This is a genomic window from Mesorhizobium sp. AR02 (genome assembly GCF_024746835.1).
GTDB lineage: Bacteria > Pseudomonadota > Alphaproteobacteria > Rhizobiales > Rhizobiaceae > Mesorhizobium.
Genome location: NZ_CP080531.1, coordinates 3,428,895 through 3,449,764, shown reverse-complemented (window position 1 = coordinate 3,449,764; position 20,870 = coordinate 3,428,895). Strand labels below are relative to the sequence as shown.

Genomic DNA, 20,870 nt, shown 5'->3' with positions numbered 1-20,870 from the left:
ACGGCTGAAGATCTAGCCGCTCGGCGCACTTCCTTGCTCCGTCGCCGGTGTCTTGGCCAGCTCGCCGTAGATCTCGGCGATGCCCCAGGCCGCGAAAGCCAGAAGCAGCGCGGCGATCAGGATGCGCAAGCCGTGCCAGCCCCATCGCCCCTGCCGCGCTTTGTCCTGAGGAATGATCTTGGTCATGGCCGATCCTTGTTTTGCTCCGCGCCTGCGGGCGCGCTCGGCAAATCACGGTCGGGTAACGGTTCCTCGCTAGGATGGTTCCGGGAAGGCCAGCTTGTCATGAGCCGATGGATCGGCAAGACGGCGACGGCCGGCATGGGCATTTGGGGTTTGGGGTGAACAGCAAGGCGGAAATAGGGGCAAGCCTGCCGGCTAAAGTGGCGCTAGCGGTCAATGCCGAAGACCGGCTGGCCGTACTGCATGGGCTGGAAATGCTGGATACGGCGGCCGACCTGGATTTCGACCGCATCAGCAGCCTTGCCGCGGCCGTGATGCAGGCGCCGATCGCCCTGGTTACGCTGGTTGATCTCGAGCGGCAATGGTTCAAGTCGTGCTTTGGCCTCGAAGAAACCGAGACCGCCACAGACATCTCCTTCTGTGCCCACGCCATCGCCGCCGGCGACGATCCCATGGTGGTGACGGATGCAACGACGGACCCGCGCTTCAAAGCCAACCCGCTGGTCACCGGCAAGCATCATGTGCGCTTCTATGCCGGCGCGCCGATGGTGGTGGCAGGCGCCAGGATCGGCACGCTGTGCGTGCTCGACCGCAAGCCGCATGCCTTTCCATCGCAGGCCAAGCTCGACCAGTTGAAGACGCTGGCCGGCCTTGCCGGCAGCCTCTTCACCTTGAAGGACGCGACCCGCAGCGGCGCCATTGCCGAGGCAGCCCTGGCGCGCGAGGAAAAGCGGCGCGCCATCGCGCTCGACGCGGCCTCGCTCGCCAGCTGGGCATGGGACATCCGCACCAACATGATCGAATGCGATGTCCGGCTGTCGGAGCTGTTCAACCTGCCGCGCTCGACCCGGCTGCGGGCGCGCGACATCCTGACCGCCATCGATCCGCGCGACGTCTACCAGACAGAAACCCGCTTTCGCGATGCCTTGTCCGGCAGCGACGACTATTTCGGCGAATACCGGGTGAAAGGCTTTCATCCGCCGCGCTGGGTGGCCACGCGCGGCCGCGTCATCGAGCGCGACGGCGACGGCAAGCCGACACTGATCTTCGGCGTCAACTACGACATTTCCGAACGCAAGCTCGGCGACGAGCGGCAGCGGCTCTTGCTGCGCGAGCTCAACCACCGCGTCAAGAACACGCTGGCGACCGTCCAGGCGCTGGCGACGCAGACCGTGCGTCATGCCCGCCAGCCGAGCGAATTCCTCGAAGCCTTCAGCGCCCGGCTTCAGGCGCTGGGCATCGCCCACAATCTCTTGTCCGACCGCGAGTGGCGCGGCATCGGCATCCGCGAGCTCGTCCAGATCGAGATCAGGCCCTTTGACACAGCCGACCAGCCGCGCATCACGATCTCCGGCGCCGACCTGTTGCTGTCGCCCGACCAGGCTGTTGGCCTCGGACTCATCCTGCACGAACTGGCCAGCAATGCGCTGCAATATGGATCGCTGTCGATTGCATCGGGCAAGGTCGATCTCGACTGGAAGACACAAGGCAGGAAGCGCGACCGACGCCTGGTGTTGACCTGGCGCGAAAGCGGCGGCCCGGCAGTCGCACCGCCCGAACGCCACGGCTTCGGCTCGATCCTCATCCGCCGCAGCCTGGCCAAGGTCATCTCGAGCGAGGTGACCCATGAATTCCGGCCGGAGGGCGTCTTCGCCCAGATATCGATGCCGCTGGAAGACCTGTCGAAGTGACGGATCTTTGATCCGAGGCCGGGCGCCGACGTTATTTCCCCTCCCCGGCATCCGGATCGTCGGGCTTCACATTCTCACGGTAGATGGCATAGGCGGCGAGCGCCACGGCCGGGCCCAGAATGACACCGAGGCCACCTTTTCCCTTGAGCAATGCCGGCAGCACGGCGAGTGCGGCCGTGATGCCGAGCGCCTTCATGTCGGCTTTGCGCCGCCTTGCCGCGCGGCGGGCACGGGCGCCGGACATCAACCGATGGATCAGAAGAACGAGGCCGGCGATCACCAGAAAGCCGACACCGAAACCAAGCGCCACCGCGAACGATCCATAGCGGGCCGCGGCCCAGATGTAGGCTGCCCCGACCAGGAAGCCGAGACCGCAGAATGCCGCCAGCGCGGCAAGCGCATAGACGATGGCCGCCGTGCGCGCACGGCGTATGGCGGCCACGGTTTCACCCGAGGCGAAACCCGAGAGCAGGGATGCCAGCAGACCCATCTGGCGCGGAACTAGCGACGCGCAAGCAGCGCGAAGAGGAAGCCGACGCCGGCGGCGATCGCCAGCGACGTCACCGGCTTTTCGCGGACATTTGCCAGCAACTGCGCCTCGATGTCCTTGGCACTGCCGCGAAGGCTGTCAAACGCAGCTTCGCCCTGCGCGCGCAATTGCTCGACGCCCTCGGTGGCCGCGCGGCGGGCAGTGCCATAGCCATGTTCCCCGGTCTTGGCCAACTGCTTGGTGAGCTTGTCGATATCGGCCTTCAACTGTCGGATGTCGGCTTCGAGGTCCGAATTCGCCCGCGCTTCGTTGGCGGTCTTCCCTGTGGCGGTTGCCATTGCTTAACTCCTTGTGATTGCTCGATTTCAAACGCGCCTTGCGTCTCAAGGTTCCGGCATCGGAACAAACTAGCCGAAAACATGCGCGTACGCACCAATCGCCAATCCATGGCGAGAGGTGCGTCTCAGATCAGTGGGCGACGTCCCTCGCCCAGCCCTTCCCAGCCGGCGAGCAACTTGAGCGCTTCATTGTCGACGACCTCGCAACCACCATCGCGCCAGAGGATCAGCTTGCGGTCCATCAGTTTGCGGATCGTCTTGTTGGTGTGAACCAGCGAGAGGCCAAGCGTATCGGCTATGTGCTGCTGCGTGATCGGAATCTGGATGGATTTCTTGCCGTTCAGTCCGACGACCTTGGCGCGGCTGCCGATGAAGGCGATAAGGTAGGCGGCGCGCTCGATCGCGCTGCGGCGGCCGACACTGAGCAGGTTCTCGTCCAGCATGCGTTCTTCGCGCGACGCGATCCAGGTGATGTCGTAAGCAAGACCCGGATGGTTGCGGTAGAGTTCATGCAGATTGTCGCGCTCGAAGACGCACAGCAGCATTGGCGACAAGGCCTCGACGGAATGCTGCATTTCCCCCATGACGCTGCCTTGCAGCCCGATGAGATCGCCGGGCATGAGGTAATTGAGGATCTGTCGGCGGCCGTCCGGCAACAGTTTGTAGCGGAAAGCCCAGCCGGACAGCACGGTGTAGAGGTGGGCGCTGTGGCTTCCTTCCACGACGACCGTGGCGCCCTTGTCGACCGCCAGTTCCCCTTTCTTGAATGTGCTGATGAAGGCGAGTTCCTGTTTTTCGAATTCCCGGAAGACCGGCAGGGGCCGCAATGGGCAATTCTCGCAAGGGTATTGGCGGCTTGCGAAAGAACGTGCATTCTGGCCTGGCATTTCGACCCCCTTCGAAAGCCTGCCGCTCGGCAGGCCGGTTTCAAACGCTTTGCCGGGGATCGGGTTCCGCCGCTGGTGACATGTCTTTTTTAAATGACAGCGCGCCGAATTGCGATCATGACTCCCGGCGTTTCAAGGAGCGATTGCCTGTGCCCCACTTGCTTGACGGTTTGCGAATTCTTGTCCTGGAGGACGAGTTCCTCATCGCCATGGATGTCGAGCAGCTCTGCCGCGACCACGGGGCCGGCGAGGTGGTGGTCGCCCGCGACCTTGCCGAGATCGATGGCCGAAAGGTCGCAACGCGTTTCGACGCGGCCATCGTCGATCTGATGCTGGGCGGCACCTCGACGCTCGAATTCGCTGCCGGCTTGCGTGAAACAGGCGTCCCTTTCGTGTTTGCTTCCGGCTATTCGGATGCGGACGAGATCAAGGCGTCCTTTCCGGGGGTAAGGCTGGTCACCAAACCCTATTCAGGCGAAGATCTCGTCGAAGCGGTGGCGCTGGCCTATGAACGTGGTTCTCCGGGATGAGATCGATGCGGCCGCATCCCGATCCCGTTATCCAGACCTCACGTCAGTGCGCCGCCGTCCCCGTGACCTGAACCGAGATCGCATCGGGACCATATTCGTCCTCGCCGGAGATCTTCAGGATTTCCTGTAGCCGCGTGCGGGCCCTGCTGACGCGGCTCTTGATCGTTCCGACCGCACAACCGCAGATTTCGGCGGCCTCCTCGTAAGAGAAGCCCGATGCGCCGATGAGGATGATGGCCTCGCGCTGATCCTCCGGCAATTGCTCGAGGGCGCCACGAAAATCCTTGAGGTCGAGTTGGCCGTGCTGGGCTGGATGCACGGCAAGCCTGGCCGTCATGATGCCGTCGCTGTCCTGCACCTCGCGGCCGCGCTTGCGCATCTGCGAATAGAATTCATTGCGCAGGATCGTGAAAAGCCATGCCTTGAGGTTGGTGCCGGGCTGGAAGCTCTCATGCTTGTCCCAGGCCTTGACCAGCGTTTCCTGAACGAGGTCGTCGGCCTTGTCGGCATTCTGCGTCAGCGACACGGCGAAGGCCCGCAAGCTCGGGATCGCCCCAAGCAGATCGGTCTTGAAGCCTTGGGAGACCGCTGCCATGCCTCAGTCCTTCTTCTGTGCGGGTTCGGTCTGTTCCAGTTGGCTGAGCAACTGGGCAAAGCGATCCGGCACATCGTCGGAGACCAGCTCGTCATAATATTGTTTGAGTTTGCGCCCGATTTCGGAGTTCGGCCCCAGGGGGTCGCCGACACCGTTCCGGCGCCTGCCCGCGGCGCCAGTCAAAATATCTTTCGTCATATCCTTCATTTCGCCCTTATATTCCCAGCACTCAGGCCGCTCATATTCAACTCAACACAAGGCAAGCGGCACCCTGTTCTGGTTGCCCATCCCGACACCAAACGCCGTTCCCGCCTATTCGTTCCATATCGGGCGGAACTTTTTCGGAAAACCCGCGTTGTATTAGCGGGGCTTGCAATCAGCTTGACCTGCAATCCGTGCAATCACGTCATTCTGAGGGAGACGTCCTATCATGAGTTTATCCGCCACCATCGCACCGCACCTGCCGTTCCTGCGCCGCTTCTCGCGTGCCGTCTCGGGATCGCAAGAGAGCGGCGACGCGCTGGTCGCCGCGATGCTTGAGGCCATCATCGCCGACATCGACATCTTCCCCGAGGCCTCGAGCGACCGTATCGCCCTGTACAAGGTTTTCGCCAAACTCTTCACCTCGATCGCCATCCGCGTGCCGCAGGAGCAGGCACAATCGGCGTGGGAGCAGCGCGCCGCCGCCAATCTCAATGCGATCGCGCCCCTTCCCCGCCAGGCCTTCCTGCTGGTTGCCGTCGAAGGCTTCAGCGAGGACGAGGCGGCCGAGATCCTTGACGTCGGCGACCAGCAATTCTCCGAGCTGCTTGCCCAGGCAAGCAATGAGATTTCCCGCCAGGTGGCGACCGACGTGCTCATCATCGAGGACGAACCGCTGATCGCCATGGACATAGAAGAGATGGTAGAGAGCCTCGGTCATCGTGTCGTTGGAACGGCGCGCACACACGCCGAAGCGGTGACGATGTTCGGCAAGACGCGGCCGAAGATGGTGCTGGCCGACATCCAGCTCGCCGACGGCAGTTCGGGCATCGAGGCGGTCAACGAGATCCTGTCGTCAACCTCCGTGCCGGTGATCTTCATCACCGCCTTTCCTGAGCGCCTCCTGACCGGCGAGCGCCCCGAACCGGCCTTCCTGGTGACCAAGCCGTTCAATCCCGACATGGTCAAGGCGCTGATCAGCCAGGCGCTGTTCTTCGACCGTCAGGCGAAGGCCGCCGCATAGTCTCGCTGCTTCCGGCAGAAATACCCGACATCAAAGGCCGTCCGGTGCGATGCATCGGGCGGCCTTTTGGCAGCCGGGTCCATCAGCCGAGAATTTCGAGGGGCTCCGCCCGAACCATTTGCAAGCATCGCCTTTTTCGGCAAATGGTGGAACAAACCGCATCCACCCACGTTTTCATCGCACCATTCGGAAGGAGATGAACCATGCTTTACTGGGCGCTCGTATTTCTCGTCGTGGCGATCATAGCCGGCGCGCTTGGTTTCGGCGGCATCGCCGGCACGTCTGCCGGGATAGCGCAGATATTGTTCTTCATCTTTCTCGCTTTCCTGGTCATTTCGCTTCTGGCCGGCCTGTTCAAACGGGCGTGACGCGAACGTGCTTCTCCGAGCGAACACTGGAAGCCGCACCCCTCAAACGGTTTCCAGCCACCGCCGGGCGGTATCCTTCAAAGGGACACCGTCCGGCGGACCGCTTTAGGAGGCAGCTTTCCCGGGAAATTTCATTGGGAACCCATTTCACAGTGAGCCGTTCAGCCTGAGTTGGGTGGACAGATCAACCGATGCGCTCCAGGACTGCAGATAAAACGGAAGGCGCACGGAGCGACGAAGTCATCGCCCTGCATCCGGCAGAAAGTGGCATGCAGCTTGGCCGGGCTCTTCTCCACGCACTGCACAACGCCGGCATTTCCGTCCTCTATCAGGATCGCGAAATGAAAACTGTATGGGCCCGCAACATGCGTGCGCCCTGGGCCTCGGACAATTCCGATGGCAATGGCATTCTGCCGGTGGCGCAGGCCGACCGCATCAGCGTCGCCAAGCGCGACGTGGTTGCGAGCGGCAATCCAGAGCGCCTTGAGATCAGCGTTCCGGTCGAGAATGGCGTGCGCTGGTTTCAGATTTGGGTCGATGCCGACCGGGGCGACGCCGGCGACGTGCAAGGTGTCGTCACCACCATGGTCGAGACAACCGAGCAGAAGCGGCGCGAACAGACACTGACAACGCTGCTGCGCGAGGTCAGCCACCGCTCGAAGAATCTCCTGGCGATCATCCAGAGTATCGCGACCCAGACCGGTCGCTATTCCGACGGCATCGGCGACTTCCTGACACGCTTTCGCGGCCGGCTGCAGTCGCTGGCCTCCTCCCAGGATCTGGTGACCTCCTCGAACTGGCGCGGTGCGGCCCTTCATGAACTGGTGATAAGCCAGGTCGGCCGCTATGGGACGAACACATCGCACAGCCTTCGCTTCCGGGGCGCCAACCCCTATCTCAATCCCAATGCCGCGCTGCATATCGGCTTGGCGATGCATGAGCTTGCCGTCAACTCGGTCAGCTACGGCGCCTTGTCCCGGCCGGATGGATTCGTCGAAGTGACCGCCAATCTCAACACCGCCGCTGGCGAAGTTGCCCTGTCGCTGACATGGGCCGAAACCATCGGAACCAATAGCGGTCGGAATCAAAAACGTTTCGGCAGCGTCGCGCTGGAGCGGGTGGTGCCAGCATCGCTCAGCGGAACCGCGAGCCTCGACATCGCGGACGGCCACCTTGAATACCGCCTTGTCGTCCCGCACAGCAATTTCGAGACGCAGTGAGCGGCCTGCAGCAAGCGACGATCCTTAACCGGCTGTTCACCATAAGAGCGGATGCTGTTTTCCCCAGATACCGCCGCAATCCGCCGGGTTGCGGCACGGTGTGGGGAGGAATGCTTGACAGTCGCCGACATGAACAGACTGGAACAGGCCGCCCGTATTTCGATGGGCGAATTTCAGGATCCCGAAATATACGCGCAACCGCTTTCCCCGCCGCATCACACATTGCTGTGGGGCATCGTCCTGGCGGCGGCCGCGACAATTCTCCTCATCGCCCTGTTCCAGCTGACCTGACCGAAATCCCTGCCGGCAATAGTGCGCGGTGTTTAACCGCTTGCTGCAGCGGCATTATTCGCGTGTCACACCGACCTCTCAGGAACTTTTGGCCGATGTGGGCCGTTATTGTGGCGAGAGGACATGTCGCCATGGAACACATCGCTGCATTGTTGCTGGTCATCGGCTGCACCAACTCGATGACCGAGTGCCGTGAGCTGCAGGTGCCGGTCAGTGTTTTCGCAACGGCCGACGAATGCATTGCCGAACGTCCCTTCGCCATGGGCGACGTACAAGGGCAGGCGCAGCATATCGTCGCCAAGTGCCTCGCTGTCGACCCCGCGCTCGAGGATGACTACGACCAGATCGTCTGGAATGTGCGTCCCGATGGCAACCTTGAGGCCTCTCTTGCAATTTCCAGCCTGGTCATGGCATCCAACGCAATGCGCCCAGAAAAAGACTATCTTGGCCAACAATAAATTGCAGCAGCAAAGGCCGTCATTTCATGCTAAATGGCTGCTGGAGCTTACCAAAGTGTGGACACAAAGTGAGGAGTGACTCTATGCGGAAGATGATTATTGCCATGGTTGCGGTGGCCGCTCTCAGCGGCTGCACCTCGACCGAGCAGGACGTGGTTGGCGGCGGCTTGATTGGCGCCGGCATCGGCGGCTTGGTCGGCGGCGGCAAGGGCGCGCTGATCGGTGCGGCTGTCGGTGCCGGTTCCGGCCTGCTGGTGCGCAAGCTGCAGAACGGCTATTGCCAGTATCGCGACCGCCACGGCCGGATCTACACGGCCCGCTGCAACTGATTCGGCGATAGTCGAAACTTCGATCCGGAGGCCGGTTCGCCGGCCCCCGGATTTTGCACGTATGGGCGTTCCATTGCTGTTCGCCGTCAGCCCGTGAGCGGAATTCGTATTTCCACCTTCAGACCATCGGCCTGAAAATCGCGCTTGATCGTGCCGCGCAGCTCGCGCGTGACGTTGAGGTCGATCAGCTTGGTGCCGAATCCGGTCTCGGCCGGCGCCTTGACTTTCTTCTTTCCGGCCTCCCGCCAGTTCAGCGCCAGCGTCCGCTCGCGCCCACGCCCTTCCACCGACCAGTCCACCTTGAGCGCCCAGTCACTCCTGAGCGAATTGGCGGAATTGCCGGCTTCGCCATATTTCAGTGCATTGGTCGCCAATTCATGGAAGGTCAGGCCAAGCGCCTGCGTCGTGGTCTCGTCGAGCAGCACCTCCGGCCCCGACAGCAGACCCTCGGGCAGGTCCTTGCCGAACACCTGGCCAAGCTCGATGCGCAGGAGGTCGGCGAGATCGGCCTTCTGCCAGCGCGAGCGCGTCAGCATGTCCTGGGAGGCGGCCATTGCCTGCAGCCTGGCCGAGAAGGATGCCGAAAACTCGTTGACGTCGGTCGCCCGCGAAGCCGTCTGCCGCGCGATCGCCAGCACCCTGGTGATCGAATTCTTGATGCGATGCTTCATCTCCTGCAGCATCAGGTCTTTTTCGAGCAAGCTCTTTTCGGTCGTCTCGTGCAGGCGCGATGCCGCCTCATAGGCCCGCTCCTGATAGCGCGCCACCAGCGCGATGGCGCCCGCCGCCAGCAGGCCGAACAGCCCCAGCATCACCGGTATGGCGCGCGACGACGGCTGCGAGAAGGCGCTGGTCGGCCTGAACAGCACCGTCCACGGCCGGCCGGCCACCGTGATCTTGCGGGTGACCAGCAGCCGGTCGCCAAAGGATGAAGCCGGCGGCGTCTCCGACCGGAACAACAGATTGTCGCCGTTCACCGCGCCGTCATAGATCTCGGTGTTGACCGGCAGCAGCGGCGCGCGGCTGAGTGCGATCTGGAACAGGTCGCGGGCCCGGAAGGCCGCGTAGAGAAAGCCCGCAGTCGAGGATCGCGATGCGTTGATGACCTCCGGCGCGGTCTCGACATTGAGCCGCACGAGGACCAGGAAGCCGGTGAAGGTCTGTGTCGCACCCGTGCCCTGGCCCAGCTGCACCAGCCCACTCGCGTGCTGCTGGTCATCGGCCATTGCCTTCTCGATCGCCGCGCGCCGCACCGGTTCACTGAACATGTCGTAGCCGATGCTGGCCTGGTTGGACGGATCCAGCGGCTCGAAAAGCATGATGGGCGCGCGCCAGGGCTGCGTCGTGTCCGGATAGACCGGATGGCTGGCGCCAAAATCGTGAAGGATGTCGCGTTCGACCGCCGCTTCGTCGCCCGTCTTGACGAGCCCGAGGAAGCCAATGCCGCGCAGGCCAGCGAAATTGTTGTCGACATCCAGCGCGTTGAAGAACGCCTTGAACTCGCTCTGGGAGATATCGCCATTGCGGGCGTCGAACAGGGCTTGTGTCGAGCGCAGCAGCGACAAATGCAGGTCGATCCGGCTCTCGATCCGGTTGAGGGCGTCGTCGGCAGCCGCTTCGAACTTGATGCGGGAGGCTTCCTGCGTCGCGAAATAGGCGAACCCCGCCATGGTCATGCTGATCAGCGCAACGGCGATGAACGCGACAATCGGAAAAAGTTTCTTCAACGGATGATGCGGTCCATGAGCAATACCGGACCTTTATGGGCAAGTCGCCGGGCCAACACAATGGCAAGGCCAAGCCATCGCGATCACTGGCATATCACGTGAGCGGCAACCAGCCATGCCCGAGCAGCCCATACCGGGCCGCCGGCAGGCCTCAGGCCGCGATCTTCAGCGCGCCCGGCCCGGGAATGGCGCCCGGAGGACATTTGCCCAGGATGATCATGCCGAGCACCTCGTCCTGGGTGACATCGGTGGTGCGCGCGGTGCCGACGACCTGGCCGTTCTTCATGACGCAGACCCGGTCGGCCAGTTCGAACACATCGTGGATGTCGTGGCTAATCAGGAAGATGCCGATACCATCGGATTTGAGCTGCTTGACCAGTTCGCCGACCTGCGCCGTTTCCTGCGGGCCAAGGGCCGCGGTCGGCTCGTCCATGATCAGGATGCGGGCGTTGAACAGGATCGCGCGTGCGATCGCCACCGATTGCCGCTGGCCGCCAGACAGCTTGATCACCGGCTCCTTGAAGCGCTGGAAGCGCGGATTGAGCCGGCCCATCACCTCGCGCGCCTCGGCCTCCATCGCAACATCATCGAGCGTGCCCCAAGCAGTCATCAGCTCGCGGCCGAGGAACAGATTGGCGGCGGCATCGACATTGTCGGCCAAAGCGAGCGTCTGGTAGATCGTCTCGATGCCGTATTTCTTGGCATCGCGCGGATTGGAAATCGAAGCCTCCTCGCCGTTGACGAAGATCTGGCCGGCATCGCGCTTGTAGGCGCCGGACAGGATCTTGATCAGCGTCGATTTGCCGGCGCCGTTATGGCCGAGCAGCGCCATCACCTCACCCGGGAAAAGATCGACGGAGGCATCGTCAACGGCACGGATACCACCAAAGGCGATCGAGATGTTGCGCATGTCAACCAGCGCGGTGGCTGCAGGAGCAGTCTTGTCAATCATGGCGATGCCTCCCCTAAACGCGCTTGCGGTAAACAGTGTCGAGCCAGACGGCGATGACCAGCACGGCGCCGACGACGATGCTCTGCAGCGGCGAGTCGACGCCGAGCAGCACCATGCCGGACTGCAGCGACTGCATCAAAAGCGCGCCGAGCATGGCGCCGATGATCGTTCCCGAACCGCCGGCGAGCGACGTGCCGCCGATGACGGCCGCAGCAATGACCAGCAGCTCATCCAATGTGCCAAGCACATTGGTCGACGAGTTCTGCCGGGCGGACGAGATCGCGGCGGCGATCGTCGCCAGCACGCCCATGATCATGAACACCTTCATGGTGATCCAGCGCGTGTTGATGCCGGCGAGATTGGCAGCCTCCGGATTGCCGCCGATGGCGAAGACATAGCGGCCAAAACGGGTGCGCTTGGTAACGAAGGTCATGATCAGCCCGACCGCGATCGCCATCAGCACCGGGATCGCAATGCCGTGGGCGATGAACAGACCGCCTTCGGGAACCGTGATGTTGTTGGCCGCCGCATACCGGTTCACGATGCCGACCGGCCAGGGATACGAATTGGCGAGCCAGACAGCGCCCATGATGATGGCGCAGGTGACCGCCCCGAGCAGCGTCTCGGCCCAGATCGGGCGCAGCGGAAAGCGGAAACGCTTGCGCTGCACGCGTCCGTTGAACAGGGCAAACACCACCGCCAGACAGGCGACGATGCCGACCACCCAGCTCCATGTTGCCCCGATCGATCCTGCCGGCCCACCGCCCATCAGCTGGAAGGTGGCATCGAGCGGCGCCACGGTCTGGCCTGACGTGACCCACCAGGCGGCGCCGCGCCAGATCAGCAGCCCGCCCAGCGTGACGATGAAGGCCGGCACTTCGAGATAGGCGATGATGAAACCTTGAAAGGCACCGATCAGCAGACCGAGCGCGAGGCCGATGACCAGTGCCAGGACCCAGATCCACGGATTGCCGAGTTCAAGCCCGACAAACCGCACCAGGAAATGCACCTGCGCAAAGCCCATGATCATGCCGATCACGCCTTCGGCGGAGCCGACGGACAGGTCGATATTGCGCATGACGATGACCAGCACCATGCCGCAGGCCATGATGGCGACGGCGGACGTCTGCACCGACAGGTTCCACAGATTGCGCGGCGTGAGGAAGGTGCGGCTGTCGAAATCGAGCGGATTGACGCCCAGACGCAAGCTGGAAATCACGTGCAGCCCGATCCAGATGATCAGCAGCGCGCCGACCATGCCGAGCATGCGGGTGTCGATCTCGGTTGCCTTCAGGAACCGCGCCAGCGCGCCGAGTTCCGACGCACGCGCGGTGTCGACCTGCGGGTTGGACGTCGTGTCGGTCATGATTTCCTCCCACCGGCTTGCCGTCTGACGCGGATGCCGAGACCAGCCTAGAAGCTATCCGCGTGATGCGGAAATACAAATCTTTTTGAGAAAACGCCGCGGCTTTTGGGCCGCGGCGTCGATATCGAACAGTATTGCGACGTTTAGTTGCAGGCCGCGACGCTGCCGGCGGCGACGCCCGCGCAGACTTCGTCTTTCTTGATCCAGCCGGCGTCGATGACAACCTTGAGATTGTCCTTGGTGATGGCGACCGGGGTCAGGAACAGCGACTTGACGGTGTTGCCGCCAGGCGTCGTGAAGTCCTTCACGCCGGCGATGTCGGTCATCTTCTTGCCATCGGCCAGCTGCGAGGCGATCTCGGCGGCGTTCTTGCCGAGTTCGCGCGCATCCTTCCACACCGACACGGTCTGGGTGCCGAGCGCGATGCGGTTCAGCGCGGCATGGTCGCCGTCCTGGCCCGAGACCGGCACGGTGCCGGCGAGACCTTGTGCCGTCAGCGCCGCGACGACGCCGCCGGCGGTGCCGTCATTGGCGGCGACCACAGCGTCGACCTTGTTGTCATTGGCGGTCAGGAACTGCTCCATGTTCTTCTGGGCGTTGGCAGGTAGCCAGCCGTCCGTATAGGCCTCACCAACATTCTTGATCTTGCCGCTGTCGATGGCCGCCTTGAGCACTTCCATCGAGCCCGAGAACAGGAAGTCGGCATTCGGATCGGAGCCCGAGCCCTTGATGAAGACATAATTGCCTTCCGGCTTGGCCTTGAACACCGCACTGGCCTGCAGGCGGCCGACTTCCTTGTTGTCGAAGGTCAGGTAGAAGACGTCCTTGTTCTCGATCAGGCGGTCATAGCCGACGACCGGAATGCCTTCGTCCAGCGCCTTCTGCACGGCCGGACCGATGGCCGAGGCGTCCTGCGCCAGGATGATCAGCGAATTGGCGCCCTGCGAGATCAGGCTTTCGACATCGGTAAGCTGCTTGCCGGGATTGGACTGCGCATCGGCGGAGATGTACTTGTCGCCGGCGGCCTCGATCGCCTTCTTCATGGCGGCTTCGTCGGTCTTCCAGCGCTCTTCCTGGAAGTTGGACCACGAAACACCGATGACCTTGTCCTTCGCCTGCGCGACCGACGCAAGCGTCAGCGACATGGCGACACCCGCCAGGATGGCGGCCGTGAATCTCTTCATGATATCCTCCCTGCGCCGCGTATGGCGCGACCAAACTGGCCCTAAGGCCGGCACAGAGGCTCTATTTTTTCGAGCCTCGAAAAAACACTGAGCCAACACCGGAACGCTGTCAACAACGATTCTGATGGATTTTGATGTCCCTGCGAATTTTTTTCGAGCCCCGGAATAAATAAATGACAGGACGGGCCGCTTCTGCCACTATTTGGGCGTGTCGTCGGCAGCGTTCGAGGGGCAGGAAGAACCGCGGCGACCGGGAGGATGTGGGAAACATGTCGGTCGGAATCCGCCACGACGATCTGCGCCGGCGCAACCGCGCGATGGTGATTGCGGCCGTGCGCCGGGCCGGTCGGCCCTCGCGCACCGAGATTGCCGCGACCACCGGCCTCAGCCATTCGACCATATCGGCGATCTCTTCCGACCTGATCGGCGAAGGCATCCTGGCCGAAGGCAAGCCGAGCGAAGCCGGCGCGCTGAAACGCGGCAGGCCACAGGTTGGCCTCGGCCTCAATCCGGAGGCCGCGGCTGTCATGACCGTGGTGCTGTCGCTGAATTTCCTCTCCGTCGCCGTCATCGACTATGCCGGCCAGGTGGTATCGGAAGAACAGCGCCGGCTGGACACGCTGACCATGTCGCGCGAGGCGCTGATCGGTGAATGCGTCGCCATCGTACGACGGCGCCTCGAGGATCCCGATATCGACGTGCGCAGCGTCGCCCGCATCGCGCTGGCGATCCAGGGCATCACCGACACCGAGGCCCGCTCGATGCTGTGGTCGCCGATCACACCGCAGACCGACATCGCCTTCGCCGACATACTCGAGGCCGAGTTCGGCATCCCCGCCACCATGGAAAACGACTGCAACATGATGGCGGTGGCGCTGCGCTGGCGCGATCCGGAGCGCTACCGCGACGACTTCATCGCCATCCTTCTGTCGCACGGCATCGGCATGGGCCTGGTGCTGAAGGGCGAGCTGTTTACCGGCACCCATTCCTCTGGTGGCGAGTTCGGCCACATGATCCATCGGCCGGGCGGCGCGCTCTGCCGCTGCGGACGCCGCGGCTGCGTCGAGGCCTATGCCGGCAACTACGCCATCTGGCGCAACGCCAGGCAGCTCAGCGAGGACACCGAGCCGGTCGCCGATGTCAGCGACGCGCAGATGCGGGCGCTCGCCGCGACGGCGCGGGAACGGGACGGCCCCGAGCGCGAAGCCTACCGCAGGGCCGGCGAGGCACTCGGTTATGGCCTCGGCAGCCTGTTCGCGCTGATCGATCCCGCACCCGTCGCCATGGTCGGCGTCAGCGCCGCCGCCTTCGACCTGATCGAGCCGGCACTGCGCGAGGCGATCGCCCAGACCGCAGGCGGCCAGCACTCGAAATCGATTTCCTTCGACACCGAGCCGAACGAACTGCCGCTGATCCGCGAAGGCTGCGCCATGCGCGCACTGACCTTCGTCGACCAGGAAATTTTCGCGCCGGGGGTGCAGGGTAAGTCAGGCGTTGGAAAGAACGTAGCCTGAGCTGACGTCCGTCATTGATGCCGTAGACCATCGCCGACTTTGGAGATTGGCAGAAGCCTCTCAGCTTCGTCATCAACTCTGAGGAATGGTGGCGTCGCTTCGCTCCTTGCTCCGCCATAGGATGACGAGGTCATGAGCGTCTCAGCCAATCATCAATGCGTGTGACCCGGGAGTGGAGACATTCAACCTATCAACGCTTCCGCGCCAAGGCTCTAATCTTCCCTGATCGCGTAGCCGGCGCCCCGAATGGTTCTAATCACGTCCGGCATGCGGCCATTGTTGACCGCCTTGCGCAGCCGGCCGACATGCACGTCGACGGTGCGCTCGTCGATATAGATCGTCTCGCCCCAGACATTGTCGAGCAGCTGGCTGCGCGAGAACACGCGGCCGGGATGACGCATCATGAATTCGAGCAGGCGGAACTCGGTCGGCCCGAGCCGGATCTCGCTCTTCTTGCGATAAACCCGGTGCGATTCACGGTCGAGCACGATGTCGCCGACCTTGAGCACGCTGGACAGAACTTCCGGCTTGGCGCGGCGCAGCAGCGCCTTGACGCGAGCCATGAATTCCGGCGTCGAGAACGGCTTGACCAGATAGTCGTCGGCGCCGGTCGAGAGCCCACGTACGCGGTCGCTTTCTTCGCCCCGCGCGGTCAGCATGATGATCGGCAGCCGCTCGGTCTCGGGCCGCATCCGCAGGCGCCGACAGAGTTCGATGCCGGACACCGCCGGCACCATCCAGTCGAGCACCAGAAGGTCGGGCACGTTCTCCTGCAGGCGGATTTCAGCCTCGTCGCCGCGCGGCACCACCTCCACCTGGTAGCCTTCGGATTCAAGATTGTAACGGAGCAGCACCCCCAGCGGCTCCTCATCCTCCACCACCATAATGCGTGGCGCGATCATCGATTGGTCACCTCTTGCGTCAGGCCGCGGGCGCCGACATCGCCGTCTCGTCCTGCTTGGGACGATTGGCGGGCAACTGCGTGCCGGTCAGGACATAGTAGGCGTTTTCGGCAATGTTGGTCACGTGGTCGCCGATGCGTTCGAGATTCTTGGCGCAGAACAACAGATGCGTGCAAGCCGTGATGTTGCGCGGATCCTCCATCATGTAGGTCAGCAGTTCGCGGAAGACGGAGGTGTATTTGACGTCGATGCGTTCGTCGTCGGCGCGCAGCTTCGCCAGTGCCGCGGCATCGCGCGCCGCATACTCTTCGATCACGCCCTGCACCTGGATCAGCACCAGCTGTGCCATGGCGTCGATGGAATGCGACAGGTCGCGCGGCGTGGCGCTGAGGCCGACGGTGCCGACGCGCTTGGCGATGTTCTTGGCAAGGTCGCCAATGCGCTCGAGGTCGCCGGCCATGCGGATCGACCCGACGACATGGCGCAGATCATCGGCCATCGGCTGGCGCTTGGCGATCAGCGTGATGGCGCGGTCGTCGAGCTCGCGCTGACGCGCGTCCATGATGGCATCGTCGGAAACCACGCGCTGAGCGAGAGCGTTGTCGGAATTCAGCAGCGCCTTGGTGGCGCCACCGACCATCGAGCCGGCGAGATCGCCCATGTCACTGATCAGCCTGCTGATCTGTCCGAGATCCTCGTCGAAGGCTGCAACTGTGTGTTCGGCCATGATCCTGGTCCTCGTATGCGTGCGATCAGCCGAAGCGGCCGGTGATGTAGTCTTGCGTGCGCTTCTCGCGAGGCGACGTGAAGATCTTCTCGGTTTTGTCGAACTCGACCAGTTCGCCCAGATACATGAAAGCGGTCTGCTTCGAGACACGCGCCGCCTGCTGCATGTTGTGGGTGACGATGACGATCGTGTAGTCGGCCTGCAATTCGTCGATCAGCTCCTCGATCTTGGCGGTCGACAGCGGGTCGAGCGCCGAGGCCGGCTCGTCGAGCAGAATGACCTCCGGCTTCACCGCCACCGTGCGGGCGATGCAAAGCCGCTGCTGCTGGCCGCCAGACAGGCTGAGGCCGCTGGCATTGAGCTTGTCCTTGACCTCGGTCCACAGTGCTGCGCGCTTCAGCGCCTGCTCGACACGGCCGTCCATCTCGGCCTTGCTGATCTTCTCATAGAGCCTGACGCCGAAAGCGATGTTCTCATAGATCGACATCGGGAACGGCGTCGGCTTCTGGAACACCATGCCGATCTTGGTGCGCAGCAGGTTGAGATCCTGCGAGCGGTCGAGAACGTTCTGGCCGTCGAGCAGCACCTGGCCCTCGGCGGTCTGCTTGGGATAAAGCTCGTAGATGCGGTTGAAGACGCGCAGCAGCGTCGACTTTCCGCAGCCCGACGGGCCAATGAAGGCGGTGACGCTGCGCTCGGGCAGCGACAGCGTGATATCCTTCAGCGCCTTCGACTGGCCATAGTAGAAGTTGAGGTTCTTGACCTCGATCTTGGCCTTGGCCACCGCCTCGGCGGCGATCGTCATGTCTGGAGACAACATCTGGCTCATTTGTCCTCTCTGCGTCCGGTCAGGCTGCGCGCAAAGATGCTGAGCGCGAGAACCGTCAATGTGATTATGAGTGCGCCGGTCCAGGCCAGTTGCTGCCATTCCTCGTAGGGGCTGAGAGCGAACTGGAAGATGGTGACAGGCAGGCTGGCCATCGGCGCGTTGAGATTGCTCGACCAGAACTGGTTGTTCAGCGCCGTGAAAAGAAGCGGTGCCGTCTCGCCAGAGATGCGGGCGATGGCCAGCAATATACCGGTGACGATGCCGGACAGTGCGGCGCGGTAGGCGACCGACTTGATGACCACCCAGCGCGGCGCGCCGATCGCGGTGCCGGCTTCGCGCAAGGCGTTGGGCACCAGGTTGAGCATGTCCTCGGTGGTGCGCACGACGACCGGGATGACCAGGATGGCGAGCGCGACAGCGCCGGCGATCGCCGAGAAATGCCCCATCGGCCGCACCATCAGCTCATAGACGAACAGGCCGATGATGATCGACGGCGCCGACAGAAGGATGTCGTTGATGAAACGCACAACAGTGGTGAGCTTCGAGAAGCGCCCGTATTCAGCCATGTAGGTGCCGGCCAGCACACCGATCGGCGTACCGACGATGATGCCGATGATGGTCATCACGATGCTGCCGTAAATGGCATTGAGCAGGCCGCCGGCATCGCCGGGTGGCGGCGTCATTTCCGTGAAGACCGAGAGAGAGACACCGGCGAGGCCCTTGTAGAGCAGCGCGCCGAGGATGAGCGCCAGCCAGGCAAGGCCGATGCCCGCGGCGACGACGCACAGCGTCATCATCACGCCATTCTTGCGCTTGCGGCTCTGGTGAAGCGACGTGGCTGTCGACATCGGTCAGGCTCCCGTGCGGGCGTCGATGCGCATCAGCATGTAGCGTGCGATGGCAAGGATCAGGAAAGTGATGACGAACAGGATCAGGCCGAGCGCCACCAGCGAGGAGGTGTAGAGATCGCCGACCGCTTCGGTGAATTCGTTGGCGATGGTCGCGGAGATCGTCGTTGCCGGCGCGAACAGCGAGGTCGAGATGCGGTGCGCGTTGCCGATGACAAAGGTCACCGCCATGGTTTCGCCGAGAGCGCGGCCGAGGCCGAGCATGACGCCGCCCATGATGCCGATCCGGGTGTAGGGAATGACGACGCGGCGGGTCACTTCCCAGGTCGTGCAACCAATGCCGTAGGCCGATTCCTTCAGTACGGGAGGCACCGTGTCGAAGACGTCCTTGGTGATCGAGGTGATAAAGGGCAGCACCATGATGGCCAGGATCATCGACGAGGTCAGCAGGCCGATGCCATAGGGCGGGCCGGCAAACAGGCTGTTGAGACCGGGAACGCCATGGAACACGTTGATGATGAAGGGCTGCACGGTCGTTTGCAGGAACGGTGCCAGGACGAACAGGCCCCAGATGCCGTAAATGATCGAAGGGATGCCGGCCAGCAATTCAACCGCCATGCCGATCGGGCGCCGCAGCGGGCGCGGGCAAAGCTCGGTGAGGAAGATGGCGATGCCGATGCCGAGCGGCACGGCGATCAGGATGGCGATGGCCGAGGTGATGATGGTGCCGTAGATGGGCGCCAGGGCACCGAACTTCTCGGTCACCGGGTTCCAGCTTTCGCTGGTCAGGAAGGAAAAGCCGAAGGTCGACAGGGCTTGCCAGGAACCGGCAAACAGCGAGACCGCGACGCCGCCGAGCAGGACCAGCACCAAGATTGCGGCAGCGCGGGTCATTCCGTGGAAGATCGAGTCGGTCAGCGCGAACCGTCGAACGGTGGCATCGCGCGAACTTCTGACGGCTGGCAAGGCTTCCTGGACAGCGCTCATGTCAAGCTCGGCTCTTTCGAATTGAAGGAAAAGGAGCGCCGCGGGCGCGGCGCTCCTTCAAGGGATATTACTCGCCGGCGTAGACGGGCTTGCCGTCGGCCTGGATGTCGGCCTTCCACGAAGCCTTGATCAGGTCGACGACGCTGTCGGGGATCGAGACATAGTCGAGCGCCTTGGCGGTTTCCTTGCCGTCCTTGTAGGCCCAGGCAAAGAACTTCAGGGCTTCGCCGGTGGCAGCGGCATCATCCGGAGCCTTGTGGATCAGAACCCAGGTGGAAGCCGCGATCGGCCAGGTGGTGTCGCCGGGCTCGTTGGTGATGATGACGTTGAAGTTCTTGGCAGTCTTGAAGTCGGCATTCGAAGCGGCAGCGCCGAAGGATTCGAGCGACGGCTCGACGACCTTGCCGGCTGCATTCAGCATCTTGGAGTAGGACAGGTTGTTCTGCTTGGCATAGGCGTATTCGACGTAGCCGATACCGCCATCCGTCTGCTTGACGGTGTTGGCAACGCCTTCGCTGCCCTTGGCGCCGACGCCCGTCGGCCATTCGACGGCGGTGTCCGAACCAACCTTGTCCTTCCAGTCGGGCGAGAGCTTCACCAGATAGTTGGTGAAGTTGAAGGTGGTGCCCGAGCCATCCGAACGATGCACGACGGCGATCGCGGTCGACGGCAGGGTGAGGGTGGGGTTCAGCGCCTTGATCGCGGCATCGTCCCAGGTGGTGATGGCGCCGAGATAGATCTGGGCGAGCGTCTTGCCGTCGAGGACGAGTTCGCCCGGCTTGACGCCAGTGAGGTTGACGATCGGCACGATGCCGCCCATCACCATCGGGAACTGCACGAGGCCGTTCTTTTCCAGATCGGCATCGGACATCGGCTTGTCGGTGGCGCCGAAAGTCACGGTCTTGGCGATGACCTGCTTGATGCCGCCGCCGGAACCGATCGACTGGTAGTTGAGGCCGATGCCGGTATCCTTCTTGTAGGTGTCGGCCCACTTGGCGAACACCGGATAGATGAAGGTCGAGCCGGCGCCGGAAAGGTCAGCTGCCATTGCTGCGGAAAGGGTGAAGGTAGACGCTGTAGCCATTGCGATCGCAACGGCCGCCGAGCGGATGAAATGTCTCATGTGGCCTGCTCCTGTTCGGAAGATGGTCTCTCGGCGCCATTCCTAACCAGCGCCCGCTGAGGCCAATAGCCTTCGATTATAACAGTCGCATGACAGTTTCGTGTCA

25 protein-coding genes are annotated in these 20,870 nt (G+C 62.9%); 9 read left to right on the top strand and 16 right to left on the bottom strand.

Annotation, left to right across the window (positions count from 1 at the left end; genetic code table 11):
• Nucleotides 1–12: 12 nt before the first annotated feature.
• Nucleotides 13–186, bottom strand: coding sequence for a hypothetical protein (locus tag DBIPINDM_RS20905; RefSeq protein ID WP_258588984.1), 174 nt, complete (start codon nucleotides 184–186; stop codon nucleotides 13–15).
• A 155-nt stretch (nucleotides 187–341) separates the two neighbouring features.
• Between DBIPINDM_RS20905 and DBIPINDM_RS20900 the strand changes: the two genes are divergently transcribed.
• The gene (locus DBIPINDM_RS20900; protein WP_258588983.1) at nucleotides 342–1,874 is read left to right on the top strand and encodes a sensor histidine kinase; all 1,533 of its coding nucleotides are present in this window, start codon (nucleotides 342–344) and stop codon (nucleotides 1,872–1,874) included.
• A gap of 31 nt (nucleotides 1,875–1,905) precedes the next feature.
• Here DBIPINDM_RS20900 and DBIPINDM_RS20895 read toward each other — a convergent pair whose 3' ends face one another.
• From DBIPINDM_RS20895 to DBIPINDM_RS20885, 3 genes are all read right to left on the bottom strand, one after another.
• A complete protein-coding gene (locus DBIPINDM_RS20895; protein WP_258588982.1) occupies nucleotides 1,906–2,364 on the bottom strand; it encodes a hypothetical protein in 459 nt (152 codons plus the stop codon).
• Nucleotides 2,365–2,375: 11 nt separating this feature from the next.
• Nucleotides 2,376–2,702, bottom strand: coding sequence for a DUF883 family protein (locus tag DBIPINDM_RS20890; RefSeq protein WP_010911880.1), 327 nt, complete (start codon nucleotides 2,700–2,702; stop codon nucleotides 2,376–2,378).
• 125 nt (nucleotides 2,703–2,827) lie between these two features.
• Entirely contained in the window at nucleotides 2,828–3,589 is a 762-nt protein-coding gene (locus tag DBIPINDM_RS20885) for a Crp/Fnr family transcriptional regulator (RefSeq protein ID WP_258588981.1), read from the bottom strand.
• 80 nt (nucleotides 3,590–3,669) lie between these two features.
• On the opposite strand from DBIPINDM_RS20885, the gene DBIPINDM_RS20880 reads away from it, so the two are divergent.
• Nucleotides 3,670–4,119 carry a response regulator gene (locus DBIPINDM_RS20880; protein ID WP_416361785.1) on the top strand — a complete coding sequence of 150 codons (450 nt, stop codon included), beginning with the start codon at nucleotides 3,670–3,672 and terminating at the stop codon, nucleotides 4,117–4,119.
• 43 nt (nucleotides 4,120–4,162) lie between these two features.
• Here the strand turns inward: DBIPINDM_RS20880 and DBIPINDM_RS20875 are convergent, their stop codons facing one another.
• Both DBIPINDM_RS20875 and DBIPINDM_RS20870 read right to left on the bottom strand, forming a co-directional pair.
• Entirely contained in the window at nucleotides 4,163–4,714 is a 552-nt protein-coding gene (locus DBIPINDM_RS20875; protein ID WP_258588979.1) for a sigma-70 family RNA polymerase sigma factor, read from the bottom strand.
• 3 nt (nucleotides 4,715–4,717) lie between these two features.
• Nucleotides 4,718–4,921: a NepR family anti-sigma factor gene (locus DBIPINDM_RS20870; RefSeq protein WP_258588978.1), complete on the bottom strand. Its 204-nt coding sequence runs from the start codon at nucleotides 4,919–4,921 to the stop codon at nucleotides 4,718–4,720.
• Nucleotides 4,922–5,144: 223 nt separating this feature from the next.
• On the opposite strand from DBIPINDM_RS20870, the gene DBIPINDM_RS20865 reads away from it, so the two are divergent.
• The 6 genes from DBIPINDM_RS20865 to DBIPINDM_RS20840 all read left to right on the top strand — a co-directional run bounded on the left by DBIPINDM_RS20865 (nucleotide 5,145) and on the right by DBIPINDM_RS20840 (nucleotide 8,605).
• The gene (locus tag DBIPINDM_RS20865) at nucleotides 5,145–5,939 is read left to right on the top strand and encodes a response regulator (protein ID WP_258588977.1); all 795 of its coding nucleotides are present in this window, start codon (nucleotides 5,145–5,147) and stop codon (nucleotides 5,937–5,939) included.
• A 203-nt stretch (nucleotides 5,940–6,142) separates the two neighbouring features.
• Complete coding sequence (locus tag DBIPINDM_RS20860) at nucleotides 6,143–6,307, top strand: DUF1328 domain-containing protein (protein WP_027031438.1); 165 nt, start codon at nucleotides 6,143–6,145, stop codon at nucleotides 6,305–6,307.
• Nucleotides 6,308–6,498: 191 nt separating this feature from the next.
• On the top strand, nucleotides 6,499–7,527 hold the full coding sequence (locus DBIPINDM_RS20855; RefSeq protein ID WP_258588976.1) for a sensor histidine kinase: 1,029 nt from the start codon (nucleotides 6,499–6,501) through the stop codon (nucleotides 7,525–7,527).
• A gap of 114 nt (nucleotides 7,528–7,641) precedes the next feature.
• Nucleotides 7,642–7,818: a hypothetical protein gene (locus DBIPINDM_RS20850; protein ID WP_258588975.1), complete on the top strand. Its 177-nt coding sequence runs from the start codon at nucleotides 7,642–7,644 to the stop codon at nucleotides 7,816–7,818.
• 131 nt (nucleotides 7,819–7,949) lie between these two features.
• Entirely contained in the window at nucleotides 7,950–8,276 is a 327-nt protein-coding gene (locus DBIPINDM_RS20845; protein ID WP_258588974.1) for a hypothetical protein, read from the top strand.
• Between the two features lie 83 nt (nucleotides 8,277–8,359).
• Nucleotides 8,360–8,605: a YMGG-like glycine zipper-containing protein gene (locus DBIPINDM_RS20840; protein WP_023763747.1), complete on the top strand. Its 246-nt coding sequence runs from the start codon at nucleotides 8,360–8,362 to the stop codon at nucleotides 8,603–8,605.
• Between the two features lie 86 nt (nucleotides 8,606–8,691).
• Here DBIPINDM_RS20840 and DBIPINDM_RS20835 read toward each other — a convergent pair whose 3' ends face one another.
• From DBIPINDM_RS20835 to xylF, 4 genes are all read right to left on the bottom strand, one after another.
• Nucleotides 8,692–10,332 carry a CHASE domain-containing protein gene (locus tag DBIPINDM_RS20835; protein WP_258588973.1) on the bottom strand — a complete coding sequence of 547 codons (1,641 nt, stop codon included), beginning with the start codon at nucleotides 10,330–10,332 and terminating at the stop codon, nucleotides 8,692–8,694.
• 151 nt (nucleotides 10,333–10,483) lie between these two features.
• Nucleotides 10,484–11,284, bottom strand: coding sequence for an ATP-binding cassette domain-containing protein (locus DBIPINDM_RS20830; protein WP_258588972.1), 801 nt, complete (start codon nucleotides 11,282–11,284; stop codon nucleotides 10,484–10,486).
• A 13-nt stretch (nucleotides 11,285–11,297) separates the two neighbouring features.
• A complete protein-coding gene (locus tag DBIPINDM_RS20825; RefSeq protein ID WP_258588971.1) occupies nucleotides 11,298–12,650 on the bottom strand; it encodes a sugar ABC transporter permease in 1,353 nt (450 codons plus the stop codon).
• Nucleotides 12,651–12,793: 143 nt separating this feature from the next.
• Nucleotides 12,794–13,834, bottom strand: a complete 1,041-nt coding sequence (xylF, locus tag DBIPINDM_RS20820; RefSeq protein WP_258588970.1) for a D-xylose ABC transporter substrate-binding protein — start codon at nucleotides 13,832–13,834, stop codon at nucleotides 12,794–12,796.
• A 269-nt stretch (nucleotides 13,835–14,103) separates the two neighbouring features.
• On the opposite strand from xylF, the gene DBIPINDM_RS20815 reads away from it, so the two are divergent.
• Nucleotides 14,104–15,348, top strand: coding sequence for an ROK family protein (locus tag DBIPINDM_RS20815; RefSeq protein ID WP_258588969.1), 1,245 nt, complete (start codon nucleotides 14,104–14,106; stop codon nucleotides 15,346–15,348).
• A 212-nt stretch (nucleotides 15,349–15,560) separates the two neighbouring features.
• Here the strand turns inward: DBIPINDM_RS20815 and phoB are convergent, their stop codons facing one another.
• From phoB to pstS, 6 genes are all read right to left on the bottom strand, one after another.
• Nucleotides 15,561–16,250 (bottom strand): phosphate regulon transcriptional regulator PhoB, encoded by a 690-nt coding sequence (phoB, locus tag DBIPINDM_RS20810; protein WP_032917568.1) that lies wholly within the window; start codon nucleotides 16,248–16,250, stop codon nucleotides 15,561–15,563.
• Between the two features lie 19 nt (nucleotides 16,251–16,269).
• Nucleotides 16,270–16,977, bottom strand: a complete 708-nt coding sequence (gene phoU, locus DBIPINDM_RS20805; protein ID WP_010911897.1) for a phosphate signaling complex protein PhoU — start codon at nucleotides 16,975–16,977, stop codon at nucleotides 16,270–16,272.
• Between the two features lie 25 nt (nucleotides 16,978–17,002).
• Nucleotides 17,003–17,806 (bottom strand): phosphate ABC transporter ATP-binding protein PstB, encoded by an 804-nt coding sequence (gene pstB / locus DBIPINDM_RS20800; RefSeq protein WP_027053973.1) that lies wholly within the window; start codon nucleotides 17,804–17,806, stop codon nucleotides 17,003–17,005.
• Nucleotides 17,803–18,654 (bottom strand): phosphate ABC transporter permease PstA, encoded by an 852-nt coding sequence (gene pstA, locus DBIPINDM_RS20795; protein WP_258588968.1) that lies wholly within the window; start codon nucleotides 18,652–18,654, stop codon nucleotides 17,803–17,805. The genes pstB and pstA overlap by 4 nt, the downstream gene beginning before the upstream one ends.
• Nucleotides 18,655–18,657: 3 nt before the next feature.
• Nucleotides 18,658–19,641 carry a phosphate ABC transporter permease subunit PstC gene (gene pstC / locus DBIPINDM_RS20790; protein ID WP_258588967.1) on the bottom strand — a complete coding sequence of 328 codons (984 nt, stop codon included), beginning with the start codon at nucleotides 19,639–19,641 and terminating at the stop codon, nucleotides 18,658–18,660.
• 67 nt (nucleotides 19,642–19,708) lie between these two features.
• A complete protein-coding gene (gene pstS / locus DBIPINDM_RS20785; protein ID WP_258588966.1) occupies nucleotides 19,709–20,764 on the bottom strand; it encodes a phosphate ABC transporter substrate-binding protein PstS in 1,056 nt (351 codons plus the stop codon).
• Between the last annotated feature and the right edge of the window lie 106 nt (nucleotides 20,765–20,870).